14 protein-coding genes are annotated in these 15,868 nt (G+C 43.1%); 2 read left to right on the top strand and 12 right to left on the bottom strand.

Going from position 1 to position 15,868, the window contains the following annotated elements:
- The first annotated feature begins 228 nt into the window (after positions 1-228).
- Both ABTV07_RS10880 and ABTV07_RS10875 read left to right on the top strand, forming a co-directional pair.
- A complete protein-coding gene (locus tag ABTV07_RS10880) occupies positions 229-819 on the top strand; it encodes a YdhK family protein (protein WP_433751197.1) in 591 nt (196 codons plus the stop codon).
- An 80-nt stretch (positions 820-899) separates the two neighbouring features.
- The gene (locus ABTV07_RS10875) at positions 900-1,229 is read left to right on the top strand and encodes a four-helix bundle copper-binding protein (protein ID WP_433742288.1); all 330 of its coding nucleotides are present in this window, start codon (positions 900-902) and stop codon (positions 1,227-1,229) included.
- Between the two features lie 568 nt (positions 1,230-1,797).
- On the opposite strand, the gene ABTV07_RS10870 is transcribed toward ABTV07_RS10875, so the two are convergent.
- The 12 genes from ABTV07_RS10870 to ABTV07_RS10815 all read right to left on the bottom strand — a co-directional run bounded on the left by ABTV07_RS10870 (position 1,798) and on the right by ABTV07_RS10815 (position 15,865).
- The gene (locus ABTV07_RS10870; protein ID WP_433742287.1) at positions 1,798-2,226 is read right to left on the bottom strand and encodes a VOC family protein; all 429 of its coding nucleotides are present in this window, start codon (positions 2,224-2,226) and stop codon (positions 1,798-1,800) included.
- A gap of 101 nt (positions 2,227-2,327) precedes the next feature.
- The gene (locus ABTV07_RS10865) at positions 2,328-3,011 is read right to left on the bottom strand and encodes a YetF domain-containing protein (RefSeq protein WP_433742286.1); all 684 of its coding nucleotides are present in this window, start codon (positions 3,009-3,011) and stop codon (positions 2,328-2,330) included.
- 82 nt (positions 3,012-3,093) lie between these two features.
- On the bottom strand, positions 3,094-3,555 hold the full coding sequence (locus tag ABTV07_RS10860; protein ID WP_433742285.1) for a staygreen family protein: 462 nt from the start codon (positions 3,553-3,555) through the stop codon (positions 3,094-3,096).
- An 82-nt stretch (positions 3,556-3,637) separates the two neighbouring features.
- Positions 3,638-4,396: a hypothetical protein gene (locus ABTV07_RS10855; protein ID WP_433742284.1), complete on the bottom strand. Its 759-nt coding sequence runs from the start codon at positions 4,394-4,396 to the stop codon at positions 3,638-3,640.
- 144 nt (positions 4,397-4,540) lie between these two features.
- Positions 4,541-5,974 (bottom strand): alanine/glycine:cation symporter family protein, encoded by a 1,434-nt coding sequence (locus ABTV07_RS10850; protein WP_433742283.1) that lies wholly within the window; start codon positions 5,972-5,974, stop codon positions 4,541-4,543.
- 310 nt (positions 5,975-6,284) lie between these two features.
- Positions 6,285-8,735 (bottom strand): DNA topoisomerase IV subunit A, encoded by a 2,451-nt coding sequence (gene parC, locus ABTV07_RS10845; RefSeq protein ID WP_433742282.1) that lies wholly within the window; start codon positions 8,733-8,735, stop codon positions 6,285-6,287.
- 6 nt (positions 8,736-8,741) lie between these two features.
- Positions 8,742-10,712 (bottom strand): DNA topoisomerase IV subunit B, encoded by a 1,971-nt coding sequence (gene parE / locus ABTV07_RS10840; RefSeq protein ID WP_433742281.1) that lies wholly within the window; start codon positions 10,710-10,712, stop codon positions 8,742-8,744.
- A 204-nt stretch (positions 10,713-10,916) separates the two neighbouring features.
- A complete protein-coding gene (locus ABTV07_RS10835) occupies positions 10,917-11,330 on the bottom strand; it encodes a CoA-binding protein (protein ID WP_114744661.1) in 414 nt (137 codons plus the stop codon).
- A gap of 346 nt (positions 11,331-11,676) precedes the next feature.
- Positions 11,677-12,570 (bottom strand): glycine betaine ABC transporter substrate-binding protein, encoded by an 894-nt coding sequence (locus ABTV07_RS10830; protein ID WP_433742280.1) that lies wholly within the window; start codon positions 12,568-12,570, stop codon positions 11,677-11,679.
- A gap of 20 nt (positions 12,571-12,590) precedes the next feature.
- Positions 12,591-13,229, bottom strand: coding sequence for an ABC transporter permease (locus ABTV07_RS10825; RefSeq protein ID WP_433742279.1), 639 nt, complete (start codon positions 13,227-13,229; stop codon positions 12,591-12,593).
- Positions 13,226-14,359 (bottom strand): betaine/proline/choline family ABC transporter ATP-binding protein, encoded by a 1,134-nt coding sequence (locus ABTV07_RS10820; protein ID WP_433742278.1) that lies wholly within the window; start codon positions 14,357-14,359, stop codon positions 13,226-13,228. Before ABTV07_RS10820 ends, ABTV07_RS10825 begins: the two co-directional genes overlap by 4 nt.
- Positions 14,360-14,575: 216 nt before the next feature.
- A complete protein-coding gene (locus ABTV07_RS10815; protein ID WP_433742277.1) occupies positions 14,576-15,865 on the bottom strand; it encodes a purine/pyrimidine permease in 1,290 nt (429 codons plus the stop codon).
- Between the last annotated feature and the right edge of the window lie 3 nt (positions 15,866-15,868).

The following is a 15,868-nucleotide window of genomic DNA, read 5'->3' as shown; positions in this document are numbered from 1 at the left end:
CTTAAGTCTCCTAATTCAATTTCAATTATTATTTAACTTACAATAAAAATGTCGAGAATCCATGCATTAACTTCATATTTTCTTCAAATTCTTTTGATAAGATCCAACTATTCAATTAACACTTTAAATGGAGGTTGGGTGAAAATCAAAGAATTGAATGGAATGCGTCCAGAAGCACAAAATAAAAAGCGTATTAAAAACAAAAATCAGATTATGAGGTGTGAAAAAATGAAAGGGAAAAAAATCGCTGCAATATTTATTACTATAATTACCGCTCTTGCTCTCTCTGCATGTTCAAGCAGCGACAACAGTTCTTCAAAGAAAGAGACAGGAGAACAACAGAAGAAAGATGGTGACCAAATGAATATGGATCACTCCAAAATGGATATGTCAGGTTCAGATGGAGTGCCAAAAGGTCTTAAAGATGATCAAGATCCTACTTATAAAGTAGGCAGTAAAGCGATTGTAACAGCTGATCATATGAAAGGAATGAAGGGAGCAGAAGCTAAGATTGTGGGGGCGTATGATACGACTGCGTATGCAATTTCGTATAACCCTACAAATGGCGGTAAAAGGGTGACCAATCATAAATGGGTCATTCAGGAAGAAATTCAGGGTGCTGGTGATGAAGAGTTGAAAAAGGGCACCGAGGTAACAGTTAATGCCGATCATATGGAAGGGATGAATGGAGCTAAGGCAACCATTGATTCCGCGGAAAAAACGACAGTCTATATGATTGATTACAAACCAACCAATGGTGGTAAGACAGTTAAAAATCATAAATGGGTTACAGAAAGCGAATTAAAACAAGCAAAATAGTAATTTAATCGATTTTTTGTTTATAGGGCCACTAGGTAGGATAAACACCTTATGTACCCAAAATAATAGGAGGCGATATAGTGTCACATGAAAAGTACAAATCTTTAATTGAAACCTTGCATGAATGTATGGAAGCGTGCAACCATTGCTATGATGCATGCTTGAATGAAGACAATGTAAAAATGATGACTGAATGCATTCGGTTGGATCGTGAATGTGCGGATATTTGCTCTTATTTAGAACAAGCCCTGGTCAGAGGAACTCCTTTTGCTGGCGAATTAGCTTCAGTTTGTGCAACGATTTGTGAAGCTTGTGGAAATGAGTGTAAAAAGCATGATCATGAACACTGTCAAAAATGTGCAGATGCATGTCTGAAATGCGCTGAAGAATGTAAAAAGATTGCAGCATAATTGTATTCTTACTTAGAATTTAGTTTTACCTAGGAGTCCGCCGGATAACGTGCGGATTCTTTTTTATGTTTGAATGATGGCATAATTAAAGATAAGAGTATTTACTACCGTACTTGTCCAATGTTTTATCTAATATAAAGGGAAGGGAGCGCTATAGAAGATCCTGAGTGGCGATCTATTTTCTAGTTTACATAATATAAATTATAGATAGTTGAGTTTCGGAAAGAAAAAATGTCTCATATCAAAAGTATACTCTTAATAGTGAGACAGAATAGAAATTTTATGAGATTTGGGATGAGTTAAATTTATTTGTTTTTTTACGATTTAATTTTACATTTAATTCATCTGGAGTTTTCCATTTAATTTTTACTCCTGAATTTCTATCAGTAAATCATCAGTTGCAATTCTAACTGGCTATTTGTTATTTTTTACGTTGCTGTGAATTATGATTCATTTGGATATTCTTAACCTGAAAATCTGTCTGCTGTATTTATAGATCATTGTCTATCCTATAATTTGTAAATCATCGTATTAGTTAACATAATATTATTATGGTTCCATCTGCTCATTAAAATGAAATCATAGCGCCTCTTTCATCGAATTTTGAGGTTGGATTCCAGGCAATTTCCCATATATTCTTCTCTGGATCGGAAAAATAGGCAGTCCTTCCTCCCCATTCTGCATTTGTCGGCTCTTTGAGCAGACTGCCGCCAATTTCCTTTATGGTTTCATAAGTGGAATCTACTTGCTCTGGCGTATCTACATTGATTGCTATCGTGATTTTGCTGTATTCTGGGTTTTTTGAAAGCGCAACACCTGAATCTTTTTCGATATTTTCCTTCGGATACAAAGATAACAGTACGCCTGCTGTTTTAAATACAGCGTAAGAATCTGAACTGATTTCGGTTTCTTCCCAGCCCAAATTTTGATAAAACGCCCTTAATTTTGGTAGATTGTATGCTGCTATGGTTAGAAGACTAACACGTTGGTGGATCAATTAACACGCTCCTATTCAAAACATTTATTTCTTATATTTTATCAAGATAAATGCATTAAAACTAGAAAATTCAAAAAACAGCCCGCGCGTCAGCAGACTGTTCATTTAGGACAGATATGGATTCCGTTTGCTGGTTCCCAATCAGCAAAGAATACGTCTTTTTCACTGGTATATCCCTTGATGTTCAATTGTGTCCTTAACCAGGTTTCGGTGCAGCCAATTTGTTTCAGGTTATCTTGCATGATGTCCCCGTCAATGATTAAGGCAATGGGGAGAACTTCTTCTTTTGCAGGGAGATTTAAGTCTTCTTTAATGGGATTTTGAAATGGAGATTTCAGCAGCAGGCTGATTTGGCCATTTGCTTCGAGAATGCCGTATTTCACCTCTCTTACTGAAAACACACTGTTTTGCCGCAAGAGGCTTTGAACTTGATTGATATCCACCTTGTTCTTTTTCATCATTTGTCTATCAAAGGAACCGTCTCTTATAATGATTGCCGGATCACCAATCAAAAAGGATCGGGTAAAATTCCATTTTTGCGTTATGTATTCCATTGCCAGCATCAACAGCAGCCACAGTCCGGTTCCATATAAAAATTGGAGGGTATGGACATCGTTCTCATATAAGGCGTTTCCCAGGAATTCGCCCAATACGAGTACAAATACTAAATGAAACGGTGTGAGCTGGTAGATAGAGGTGCGTCCTGTCAGAATCACTATGATAAATAACGCAGCAAATCCGACAATGATTTTTGTCGTCATTAACCCCATATTCAATTCTTCCATTATACTGATGGCCTCCTCTCCCTTTATGATGGCAAGTCCGAACAATAACCCTAAAAAAAGCACAAGGCAAGCATTCTTGTGCCTATGTGGCAGTTAAATACTGCCTGATGGTGCCGAAATACTGGATTTGCTGAAAAGCTGGATAGATTGATTCAAATTCCACATAAATCTGCATATCCAACAGCCAAGGGAAATAGGTGTAAAATAGTCTGTCACCATTAGCTATTGCTTTTAATGCTGTTGGCAGTTCTTTCTGAAAGATCATATAGCGGACAGATGAGTGATTTTCGTCGTATTCCCCACTTGAAATGTGGACTTTTGCCTGGAGGACATGCTGGCCCATATGCAGGCACCACTCGGCAAGTACTTCATCTCTCATAAGTACATTTATTTTTTCAAAATCAAATTGGCAGCCTGCGCTTAAAAACATATCCCCGGTTAAATCTGAATGAGTCAAGGTATATTTTCTGCCCTCGACTGGGAAAAACGGGGTTGCAGGCGGCAGCAAAAGAACAGAAAGTTTTTCAGGATGGAATTCTCGCATGTCTTTCCCCTCCCGGCATATCGTACAAATGGTTTACCATAATGTATGATATTTGCCCAGAAAAGGTGAAATTATATTTAGATTAATAGGTGATCCATTTGGCATGGATTAGCTGCCATTTGCCATTTTCATAATACCAGTAAGACTCTACGGTTCCGATTCCATCTGCATGATAAGCTCCACTCACCCGTTGATAGCCGATCAATCCCCAGCCTTTTTTGCCTGTGATTTTAGAAGGTTTAAAATAGGCAATCGGGTCGATCATCAGTTCTGTAGGCTCATTTAACTTACCGTTTTTATAAATTCCGAGCCTTAAATAATCTTCTTTCCTTGAAGAAAGATCAACTGTATACGTTTTTCCTATTTCCGGAATAGTGACAATTGCTTTGTATCCATCGGCAAACTGCCCCTGTATTTGAAGGGATGTCGGCATCGGGATGTCCGTTTCTACGCCGTCTTTCAATGTAGTCAGTTTATAGCTGTAGAACCCTCCACTTCCGCCAGTGGCACTTGATTGCAGCATATCTTTTACTCTATCGTGATTAAAATCCTTAAAAGTAATGGATGGCTCATATCCAGGCTCGTAATTGATTCTTAATTTATTTTGAGAATCGAGAATCACATCTGCCCAGATCTCCTTTAGATAGTTGCTTTCTTGATCAAAAGGAATTCCTTTCAATGTAATATCAGATTTCTTTCCGGTTCCTGTCACGTCCTCATGATAGATTGCCACCACACGAGGTTCCAAAGCCTTCTGTTCCGCATTGGTGAAAGCATCGGCTGCTGCATGCAGCGACATAAAGAAAAAAGCTGAAAACGCAAATATCAATTCTTTTTTCATAACACGCTCTCCTTCTGATGATTGTTACTCTTATCTTCACCAGGAAAGGCAGGATTATGTAATTTACCCATGGGATTCCACATTTTCTTCAATAAAAAAGACACCATACCGTCACAATCTTGGTATGGTGTCTTTTGGTGTGAATTATTGAGCTTTTTTCACAGCTTCCGGTTTTTTATCCCATGCATCTGCACCTGTAACTCCCGGCAAGGAGTCTGAATAGAAAACGGGATCTTTTCCGGCTTTTCTCTGTGCTTTATAGTCCTTCAATGCTGCGAGGGCTACTTTTGCGAGCATCGTGACAGCTATCAGGTTGATGATGGCCATGATGCCCATGAATAAGTCAGCAAGGCTCCAAACAACTCCGAACTCCACGATAGAACCAAAGATGACCATTGCGATTACAGCCAGCCGATAAATGAATAATGCCACTTTGCTATTCTTAATGAATTCAATATTCGTTTCGCCATAATAATAGTTCCCAATGACAGAACTGAATGCAAAAAGGAATATCGCAACGGCGACAAATAATGCTGCCCAGCTGCCGACATGTGTTTCCAAAGCAGCCTGCGTCAAGGAAATTCCTTCAGGGCCTTTTGGACCTTTCGTATATGTTCCGGAAAGAAGAATCATGAAAGCCGTAGCCGTACAGATCATCATGGTATCCGTAAAAACACCAAGTGTCTGGATCAATCCTTGTTTAACCGGATGCGTGACAGCAGCGGTAGCAGCCGCATTTGGTGCACTACCCATCCCGGCTTCGTTTGAGAACAATCCACGTTTGATACCCATCATGATTGCTGCCCCGACACCGCCGCCAACAAATTGGCGTACGCCGAAAGCGTGATCGAAAATAAGCTTGAACATCGAAGGGATCTCCGGGATGTGGCGAAGCAATACAAAGATTGCCAGAATGATGTATAGAACCGCCATGACCGGCACAAGGATCTGAGTCACGTTTGCAATGCGCTTCAATCCTCCGAAAATAATGATGGCTGTCAGAACAGCCAGGATGATTCCAACGACTGTCCGGCTGGCACCGAATCCTTCTTCCATGGCAATGGAGATGGTATTGGCCTGTACAGAGTTAAACACAAGTCCATAGCAGAATGTGATGACGATGGCGAAAAGGATCCCCATCCATCTCTTGTTCAGCCCTTTTTCCATATAGTAGGCAGGACCGCCGCGGAAGCCGTCTTTGTCTTTGACTTTGAAAATCTGTGCAAGTGTACTTTCCATGAAACTTGATGCACCGCCTAATAGCGCTATCAGCCACATCCAGAAAACTGCTCCGGGACCGCCGGCAGCAATTGCGGATGCTACACCTGCCAAATTCCCCGTCCCTACACGGGATGCTGTACTGATGGTAAAAGCCTGGAAGGATGAAATCCCTCTTTTACCATCGGCAGAAATGGTTGATTTGTCCGTTAGTACGCGGAACATCTCTCCGAAATATCGGAATTGTACAAATTTTGTTCGTATAGAAAAATAAAGACCTAATCCGATAAGTAAAACGATGAGGATGTATCCCCACATGTAGTCGTTTAAAAAGTTGACTACATTTGTCAACATATTCATTGATTCGCCTCCTGAAAAAATTATTTTAAAATAATTTAGTCCATACGTCTTAACTTTACCAAAGGAATATGTATCGTTTCAACCATATGTCGTACCAATTGGATGAACTTCCTATCATTTCCTATTGGAAAGAAAAACTTGAACTATAATTAGTGCCAAATAACATTTTCCCTTAATTTGCTATCTATAAACATAAAAAGAACAAAAGCGTAAGCCCCTTAGTCAGCACTTACCAGCATAAGACGGAACTCGAAGGAGACAAAAAACCGCCATCCCATTAAGGATAGCGGTACGGTAATCTCTTATTCAATCAGCTTGATGACTCAGATGTTTCATCAACCGTTTCAACGTCTTTCCACGTTTTGAGAACTGGTCCTGATTCCGATTCATCTATTATGAATGAACCATTTGAATAGCGGTCGCTGTTTCTGATTGCATCTGTTCGGATAGTTTCGATGCTGCCTTTTTCACATAATACATAAACGATATCATTTTTCGAAACGAGTTCAATCCCTGACACTCGGTGAGGGTTTGATTTTAATTCCCTGAGCATGACGACACCGCGTTTTGCCCGGCTCGTTTTTTCGAATTCTGCCAATTTCATCTTTTTCACAGCACCGCGGTGTGTTACAAGAAGGATGGAAGCTTCGTCAGCAGGATTGAAAGCTTTGCCGCCAACCACGTAATCCCCATCTTTTAAATTGATTCCCTTGACCCCGGCAGCCCTCGCACCAACGATGCTGACTTCCTCTTCACTGAACCAAAGTCCATAACCCAGGTTGGTTGCAAGGAAAAGATCCATCGCACCGTTAGTCTTATGAACATCAATGACCTCGTCGTCCCCTTTTACATTGACCCCTACGAGCGGACGTGAATAACGCTGGGCTTTGTAATTGGAAAGCTCGGTTTTTTTGACCATCCCGTTCTTCGTTATGAACAATAGATAGGCATCTTCTGTGAAATCCTTGATTGGCATTGCTTTGATGATATCTTCATCCCTGTCGATCGGGATCAAATTGGAAATATGCTGGCCAAGGTCTTTCCAACGGATATCAGGAAGCTCATGAACTGGCATGTATAAGTAATTCCCTTTATTCGTGAACAGAAGGAGTACATCCGTCGTATTCATTTCGATCTGTGCAAGAAGTCTGTCCGATTCCTTCATGGCAAGATCCTGGCCGTTTGATGCAGAATATGACCGGAGTGAAGTCCGTTTGATATAGCCGTCATTAGTGACAGTCACCATAACATCTTCGCTTGCGATGAGAACTTCGAGGTTGATCTTGATTTCTTCAATCTCGTCCTCGATTTTTGTTCTTCTGGCATCGGCATATTTCTTTTTGATTTCCTTCAATTCTTTTTTCAGTACTGAAATCAATCGTTTTTCGCTGTTCAGAATTTCGCTGAGTTCTTCGACTTTTTTAGCCAATTCTTCTGCTTCTGCCTGAAGTGCTGTAATATCCGTGTTTGTCAATCTGTAAAGCTGCAAGGAAACGATTGCTTCGGATTGAGCTTCTGTAAATTGGAATTTGGCGATTAAATTATCCTTAGCATCACGCTTATCTTTTGAAGCCCTGATAGTGGAAATGACTTCGTCCAGAATGGAAAGTGCCTTCATCAGGCCTTCAACGATATGCTGTCTTTCGCGTGCCTTTCCTAAATCGTATTCCGAACGCCGGGTAATGACTTCTTTCTGATGTTCGATGTACGCATCGAGCAGCTGGCGGACGCCCATTAGCTTCGGACGCTGGTTATGTATGGCAACCATGTTGAAGTTATAAGGAACTTGGAGATCGCTGTTTTTGTAAAGGTAATTTAATACACCTGCAGCATCAGCATCTTTTTTAAGTTCGATGACAATGCGAAGTCCCTGCCGATCGGTTTCATCGCGTACTTCCGATATCCCTTCGACTTTTTTGTCGACACGGAGTTCATCCATCTTTTTGACAAGATTGGCTTTGTTGACTTCATAAGGGATTTCTGTCACAACGATCTGCTGTCTGCCGCCTCTTTGGTCTTCAATTTCTGCTTTGCCCCGAATTACGATTTTGCCTTTTCCTGTTTCATAGGCCTTTTTAATGCCGTCTTTCCCTTGGATGATGCCTCCTGTCGGGAAGTCAGGGCCTTTGATGACCGTCATGATGTCATCTACCGAACATTCAGGATCGTCAAGCCTCATGATGACCCCATCAATGACTTCATCAAGATGATGCGGCGGGATTTCCGTTGCATACCCAGCCGAAATACCAGTGGATCCATTCACCAATAGGCTTGGGAAGCGTGCTGGCAGGACAGTTGGTTCATTGGACGTATCGTCAAAGTTTGGAATGAATTCGACTGTCCGTTTGTCGATATCCCTTAACAATTCGGATGAAATGGATGAAAGTCTTGCTTCTGTATAACGCATTGCTGCGGGTGGATCACCGTCGATGGATCCGTTGTTCCCATGCATTTCAACCAATAAATTGCGCAGCTTCCATTCCTGGCTCATCCGCACCATCGCGTCATAGACGGAAGTATCACCATGCGGATGATAGTTCCCGATGACGTTTCCGACGGTCTTGGCTGATTTACGGAAACCTTTATCTGCTGTATTGCCCTCTACGTGCATTGCATAGAGGATGCGGCGCTGCACCGGTTTGAGTCCGTCACGGGCATCCGGCAGCGCACGTTCTTGAATAATATATTTACTGTACCGTCCAAAACGGTCGCCTAGGACATCCTCTAGTGGAAGGTCTTGAAATTTCTCAACTGTTGACATGATCGATTATACCTCCTCAGCGACCAAGATATTTTCATTTTCAAGGATATTCTGATCTTCTTCGAGTCCAAACGCCACATTGCTCTCGATCCATTTGCGGCGCGGCTCCACTTTGTCGCCCATCAATGTCGTGACTCGGCGTTCTGCCCTGGCAGCATCGTCGATCCTGACGCGGATCAATGTCCTGGAGTCAGGATTCATCGTCGTATCCCATAGCTGATCGGCATTCATTTCTCCAAGTCCTTTGTAGCGCTGGATCATGTAGCCTTTTCCAACTTTCTTGATGGCGCCCTGTAATTCATCATCTGTCCAAGCATATTCGATGACTTCCTTCTTGCCTGTTCCTTTGCTGACCTTATAAAGCGGAGGAAGGGCAATATAAATCTTGCCTGCTTCGATCAATGGCTTCATATAGCGATAGAAGAATGTCAGCAGCAATACTTGGATATGCGCACCATCCGTATCGGCATCTGTCATGATGACCACTTTATCGTAATTAATATCTTCAATATTGAACTCTGGTCCAACACCCCCGCCGATAGCGTGGATGATGGTGTTGATCTCTTCATTTTTAAAGATATCCGCAAGTTTGGCTTTTTCTGTATTGATGACTTTACCCCTGAGCGGCAGGATTGCCTGGAAGCGGCGGTCCCGTCCTTGCTTCGCCGATCCACCAGCTGAATCTCCCTCGACGAGATACAATTCATTTTTTTGCGGATTGCGGGACTGGGCAGGCGTCAATTTACCGGAAAGAACCGTGTCGGAACGCTTCTTTTTCTTTCCATTGCGGGCTTCTTCCCTTGCTTTTCTGGCTGCTTCCCTCGCTTGGGCCGCTTTGATGGCTTTTTTAATCAGGAGGGTGCTGACATCATTGTTTTCTTCAAGGAAATAAGATAAATGCTCGGAAACAACGGAATCCACCGCTGACCTTGCTTCACTTGTCCCAAGTTTCCCTTTCGTCTGTCCCTCGAATTGGAGAAGTTCTTCCGGGATCCTGACGGAAACGATTGCTGACATTCCTTCGCGGATATCTGTTCCTTCAAGATTTTTATCCCGCTCCTTCAATAGGCTGACTTTGCGTGAAAATTCATTGAAGACACGGGTCATGGCTGTCTTTGCTCCCGCTTCATGAGTCCCGCCGTCCTTTGTCCGCACGTTGTTTACGAAGGAAAGAACGTTCTCAGAGAAGCCGTCGTTGAATTGGAATGCGAATTCGACTTCAATTCCATTCGCTTCCCCTTCAATGAATACAACTGGATGGAGGACATCCTTTTCTTCATTCAAGTACTGAACAAACGCTTCAATTCCGCTTTCATAGTGAAAAACGTCCTGTTGATCATGGCGTTCATCGATGATTTCGATTTTTAAGCCTTTGAGCAGGAAGGCTGATTCTCTCAGACGTTCACAAAGTGTGTCATAGTTGTACGTCGTGGTGCTGAATATAGTGGGATCCGGTTTGAAATGAATGGTTGTCCCGCTATGTTTGCTTTTCCCGATCTTTTCCAAGGTCGTTTCCGGCTTGCCGCCATGGCTGAATTTTTGCTGATAAGTGAAGCCATCCCGATTGATTGTAACAACCAGCCATTCGGATAGGGCATTAACTACAGAGGCACCCACACCGTGCAATCCTCCGCTCGTCTTGTACCCGCCTTGTCCAAATTTACCTCCAGCATGAAGGACGGTGAAAATGACTTCCGGCGTCGGCTTGCCTGATTTATGCATTCCTGTAGGCATCCCGCGTCCTTTATCCTGGACTGAGATGCTGTTGTCTTTATGTATTTTCACAATTATATGATCCCCGTATCCGCCTAGTGCTTCATCAACGGAGTTATCTACGATTTCATAGACTAGATGGTGCAGTCCTCTGCCGTCTGTGGAGCCGATGTACATCCCAGGGCGCTTCCTGACTGCCTCGAGGCCTTCCAAAACCTGAATGGCATCATCATTATAGTCGAATAAATCCTGTTTAGTGGCCACGTGCATTCCCCTTTCAAAACAAAAACAACAACGAACGAGTGTTCGTTACCTTCAATTGTAGCATATTTTTTATGTCTTATTGTACTGTTTTCTGGCGTTTTGGCAAATCCCTTAGAAAAAGGCAGCTGCCAAAATCCGATTTTTAAATACGGTTAAACCCAAAACGAAAGCAAGCGAAATCTTTACGCTTGCTTGGTCAGCAGGTTATTTCGTAAGAGCATGTTCCACCTTGATGCAGCGATCCATAATAACAGTATAACCTTTTTTCGCTAAGAATTCATAGGCTTCCTCATTTGCCACTCCGAGCTGGGCCCAAAAAACATCCGCATCTATTTCATCAAATTCCTTTGCAATGGCCGGCAGGAATTCAGAACGCCTGAAGATATTCACAATGTCGATATGCCCTTCGATGTCTTTTAAAGTCGGCACCGCTTTCATTCCAAGGACCTGTGAAACATTCGGATTCACCGGTATGATTTCATAGCCGGCATCCTGCATGGCTTTGGATACCGCATAAGAAGTGCGTTCAGGCTGATCGCTCAGTCCCACTACAGCGATTCTTTTTGATTTTTTTAAAATAACACCGATCTCTTCCCTGGATGGATTGTTAATTGGCATTTGATGAGTCCCCTTTCAGCAAGTAAGGTTTTCGTTTGAATTATCGCACCTAGTTAAGTTGGTGAAATATTCCTTCTTTTTTTAGAGTAAGGCAAGTTTTGCCGTTGTGCAAGTTTTCTTTTAGGCTCTTTTCTCGAAATTTGCTCCTTTAGCTATTAAAACAGGATTACTTATGCAATATAGTCATGGAATTCAGCTGGAATAGAGCCTGGATACTTTCATTTCAACGTGCAAAACGAGTATTCTTACGTTAAAATCGGCTTTAAGATTTTAACAACGTTTTTATAAACAGCCCTCTTTTATAAGAAAAAGGGAAACGACAGGCGTTTTCCCTTTTTTAGAACCATTATTTTTTGATTAATCCTTTTTTGATCAAGAAGTCCTTTGCTACTTTTTTTGGATCCTGATGGTCGATGTCCACCTTTGCATTCATTTCGCTCATTTCTGCTTCCGAGATTTTTCCGGCAAGCTGATTGACGACATCTTTCAGTTTCGGGAATTTCTTCAGGACATCCTCCCTGACGATTGGCACTGCATCATATTTAGGGAAAAAGCCCAAGTCGTCTTTCGTCGTCGCAAGGTCATAGCGCTGGATGCGTCCATCGGTCGTAAAGGCCGGTATTACGTCAACATCCCCGTTTTTAACAGCATCGTACATGACATTTGGATCAAAGCTTTTTTGATCTTTGAATTTAAAACCGTATGCTTTTGCCATGGCATCATATCCATCTGCCCGTTCATAGAACTGGTGAGGTGCTCCGAAAGTCATGGAGCTTGAATCAGGGACTAAATCGGAAAATGTTTTCGCATCGATTCCTGAATCTTTTTTATAGGCCAAAGTATAGGTGTTTTCAAAGCCGAGCGGTTCAAGCCAGTCGACTTTGTATTTCTTCTTATAGCCTTCCCTTACTTTTTTCAATACATCTTCTGAAGATTCTCCCGGTTTTGCTTTGTCTTTGAGGACCGCTTCGAGCCCAGTCCCGGTGTATTCGACATACATGTCGATATCTCCCTTATCCAGGGCAGGAGTCAAGATCGATACTTCTCCCAAGCCTTCTTTGACTTTGACTTTGTAATCCGTTTTTGCCTGGATGTATTGGGATAATATCTCTGGGAGTATGTATTGTTCGGTCCATTTCTTCCCTGAGATGACAATGGTATCTTTGTTATCGTTTCCGCAGCCTGCGGAAATAACGGCAGCCATGATGACGATGGCTAAGAGGGTGCTTATTTTTTTCACCTAAAATTCCTCCGATATTTTTAGTTTTTTAATCCTTTTGGCGTCGTTGCTCTTTCAATTAACCTTAGCAGGAAGTCAAAAAGCAAAGCTAGAAGTGCGGCAGGTAAAGCACCGGCCAGAACGAGCATATTATTATAGGTGGATAGGCCGCGGTAGATGATATCTCCAAGGCCACCAGCCCCAACAAACGTTGCAAGGGTGGCTACACCGACTGTCAGTACAGTGGCCGTCCTTATTCCTGCCATCATGACGGGAAGGGATAGCGGCAATTCGATTTTCATGAGGATCTGACCTTTTGTCATCCCCATCCCACGTCCTGCTTCAATGATCCCGCTGTCGACGCCTACAATCCCGGTATATGTATTCCTTAAGATTGGCAGGAGGGCATACACCGTCAATGCAATGATGGCTGTCGGATTCCCGATGCCAAGAAGAGGAACGAGAAATCCGAATAACGCCAGGCTTGGGATCGTTTGAAAAATAGCCGTGATCCCTATGAAAAACTCCGCCATTCTTTCATTGCGCGAGATAAAAATGCCAAGCGGGATTGAAATGACGATCGCAATCAGAATGGATATGAAAGAGAGATATAAATGCTGGACGAGTCCCTCTATGATTAAATCCCTGCGTGAAGTAATGGTCTCCCAAAACATGCTCATACCACTGATTCCTCCTTAAGGCCAGCCATGGCAGCAAACAGTCTATCCTTCGTGACCAATCCTGCATAATGCCCGTTTGCAGCAACAGGAACACTTGTTCTGTTTGTTGAAAATAGCATCCTGGCTGCTTCTTTAATGGAATTGGTGTGCAATGCGAAGGTGTCTGAATGGTGCAACAGGTTCAAAGTTAATGGCTGGGATTCCATTTCTTCTTTAAAGACCGTCCCCGCATAGGAATGATTTTCGTCAACGACGTGAATTTCATGGATTCCTGCCGGCATATCCTCCGGCCAAGGCTCAAGCTTGGTCGTGAAGTCTTTTTCCAATGATAGGACAGGAAGGCCCGTCAGACAGTAGTCAAGGAGGTTGTGTTCAGCTGGGCCTGCAGCTCCCCGTGCATTCTTCAACCGTTCCTCTCCGATGAATTGTTCAGCAAAGAGATTGGCGGGTTTAGCTGTTAACTGCGCCGGAGTATCGTATTGTACGACTTTCCCTTCCTTCATCAAGGCAATCCGGTCCGCAAGTTTTAACGCTTCATCGATATCATGGGTGACGAAGACAATTGTCTTTTTGATCTGCTTCTGCAGATTTTTCAGTTCATCCTGAAGCTGTTCCCTGCTGATGGGGTCCAATGCGCTGAATGGTTCATCCATCAAGATGATGGGTGGTTCTGCTGCAAGGGCACGAATGACGCCGACGCGCTGCTGCTGTCCACCGCTCAATTCCAATGGATATTTCTGTTTGAACTGATGGGGATCCAATCCGACCATATCGAGGAGTTCATCCACCCGCTTTACATATCTTTCTTTTCCCCATCCTTTAAGCCTTGGGATAAGGGCTACATTTTGTTCAATTGTCATATGTGGGAACAAACCGATCTGCTGAATGACGTATCCGATATTCCTTCTTAATTCAACAGGATCTTTTGATGCTATGTTTTCACCGTTTATGTAAATTTCACCGCCGGTCGGTTCAATCAGCTTATTGATCATTTTCATCGTTGTCGTCTTTCCGCAGCCGCTCGGTCCAATCAATGCAGCGAATTCCCCTTCTTGAATGTCAAGATCAAGGCCATCCACTGCAGTGGTTCCATCTTTGAAAGTCTTTCTCACACCCCTGAATGAAATCAATCCAATCACCTTCCTTCATTTTGTTTTCCGTTCATGTTTCCCTATTATTCCAGCGGGCAAACCTTTTAGTGTTTTCTTTTCTTATGATATAACCCCGCGGGAGAAAATATGTGAGAGCTGATCATTATGCGATAAAATTCGGGTGGTGACAGGGACGCCCCGGTTTTTGTCGAAAAAAAGAACCGTCTGCCATGAAGCTGCAGACGGTTCTTTCTCTCATGTATTTCTTTGTTTGATGCGGATGAATTGTTCTGTAAGAATGGCTGCCAGTGTCCCGAGGATGAGGCCATTGTTCAGTAGGGACGCAAATATAATTGGCAGGCCCTTTGTAGCCTCAGGAGGGATGAACATCGCCCCTACCCCGATCATAAGAGAGACTCCCGCGGTCAATTTTGCCAATGGCTTGTCCGTTTCTTTTTCGAATTCAGAGAAGGCCATCCCTACCATTCTGGAAAAGATCACGAATGTCACTGCATATCCTGCTGGTGCAGGTATGGAAGCCATGATATCCATCACCTTCGGGAATAAAGAAAGGATGGTAATCAAAATCGAGCCAAAAATGAATGGTTTTATCGATGGCATATTGGTCGCGGAAACAAATCCGGCAGCCCCTGAAATTGGGACAGGTCCGACAGCTCCAAACAGCCCCCCGGCCGCTTGGTTCACACCTGAGACAATGCCTGCACGCTTATAATCAGGAGTCGGAAGCTTGCCTGTCAGCTTCTGCTGCGCCTCTTCCATGACCCTAACAGAAGCAATCATATTTGTCGTCAAAAGGAGTGCGGTGAATGCCGCTGTGGCAAACATCCCGCTGTCCATCTTCGGAAATCCGAACGGAAAGATTTCAGGCATCGCCATAATGGGGTGACTCGCTTTAGATACGGGTGGAGCAAGCCCTAAAATGATGAACAATAGCCAGCCGATCGCTAATCCTGATAGAATGGAATATTGATTGATCCATTTGATTTTGACGCTGCCAAGGAAAAACGTGAGGATGACAATCACTGTGCTTCCGAGGAGCACCATCGGCTGTACATGGGGATGTTCATTGGATAGCCCCAGCATGCCTTTAATAAAGGAGCCGCTCAGCTGCAGGATCAAAAGGATCAGATAAACAAATGTAGCTGTTGGAGTAAATAGATTCTTCAATTTTTCAATGAGGCCGAATACAGCAAGAATGATAAATACAACGGCACTGACAAGCATTCCGCCTTCCAAAGTGCGGAGAGCTTCGTCACCTGAAGAATAAATGGTCCCGATAAAGCCGGCATAGATGGCAAATACACTCCACCATAAACCAGCCGGTCCTTCATTGATGGGTTGCCGGTGTCCGAACAAACCTTGAAGGATACTCGAAATCCCGAGAACGAAGATTGTCCGTTGAACGAACAGCGTGGTTTCAACCGGCTGCAGATGAAATATATCTGCTATCGCGATTGGGGCCACGACAGAACTGGCAATCATAAAAGCCACCCATTGGATGGCGCTGAAACTAGTCTTTAACACAGA

Source organism: Falsibacillus pallidus, assembly GCF_050990905.1.
Classification (GTDB): domain Bacteria; phylum Bacillota; class Bacilli; order Bacillales; family DSM-25281; genus Falsibacillus; species Falsibacillus pallidus_A.
This window is presented reverse-complemented; position numbering and strand designations above follow the sequence as displayed.

Excerpts from the sequence above, each read along its gene's own strand:
- ABTV07_RS10865 (WP_433742286.1), bottom strand. The coding sequence starts at position 3,011 with ATGGAAGAATTGAATATGGGGTTAATGACGACAAAAATCATTGTCGGA.
- ABTV07_RS10850 (WP_433742283.1), bottom strand. The coding sequence starts at position 5,974 with ATGAATATGTTGACAAATGTAGTCAACTTTTTAAACGACTACATGTGG.
- ABTV07_RS10835 (WP_114744661.1), bottom strand. The coding sequence starts at position 11,330 with ATGCCAATTAACAATCCATCCAGGGAAGAGATCGGTGTTATTTTAAAA.
- ABTV07_RS10825 (WP_433742279.1), bottom strand. The coding sequence starts at position 13,229 with ATGAGCATGTTTTGGGAGACCATTACTTCACGCAGGGATTTAATCATA.
- parC (WP_433742282.1), bottom strand. The coding sequence starts at position 8,735 with ATGTCAACAGTTGAGAAATTTCAAGACCTTCCACTAGAGGATGTCCTA.
- ABTV07_RS10880 (WP_433751197.1), top strand. The coding sequence starts at position 229 with ATGAAAGGGAAAAAAATCGCTGCAATATTTATTACTATAATTACCGCT.
- ABTV07_RS10860 (WP_433742285.1), bottom strand. The coding sequence starts at position 3,555 with ATGCGAGAATTCCATCCTGAAAAACTTTCTGTTCTTTTGCTGCCGCCT.
- ABTV07_RS10855 (WP_433742284.1), bottom strand. The coding sequence starts at position 4,396 with ATGAAAAAAGAATTGATATTTGCGTTTTCAGCTTTTTTCTTTATGTCG.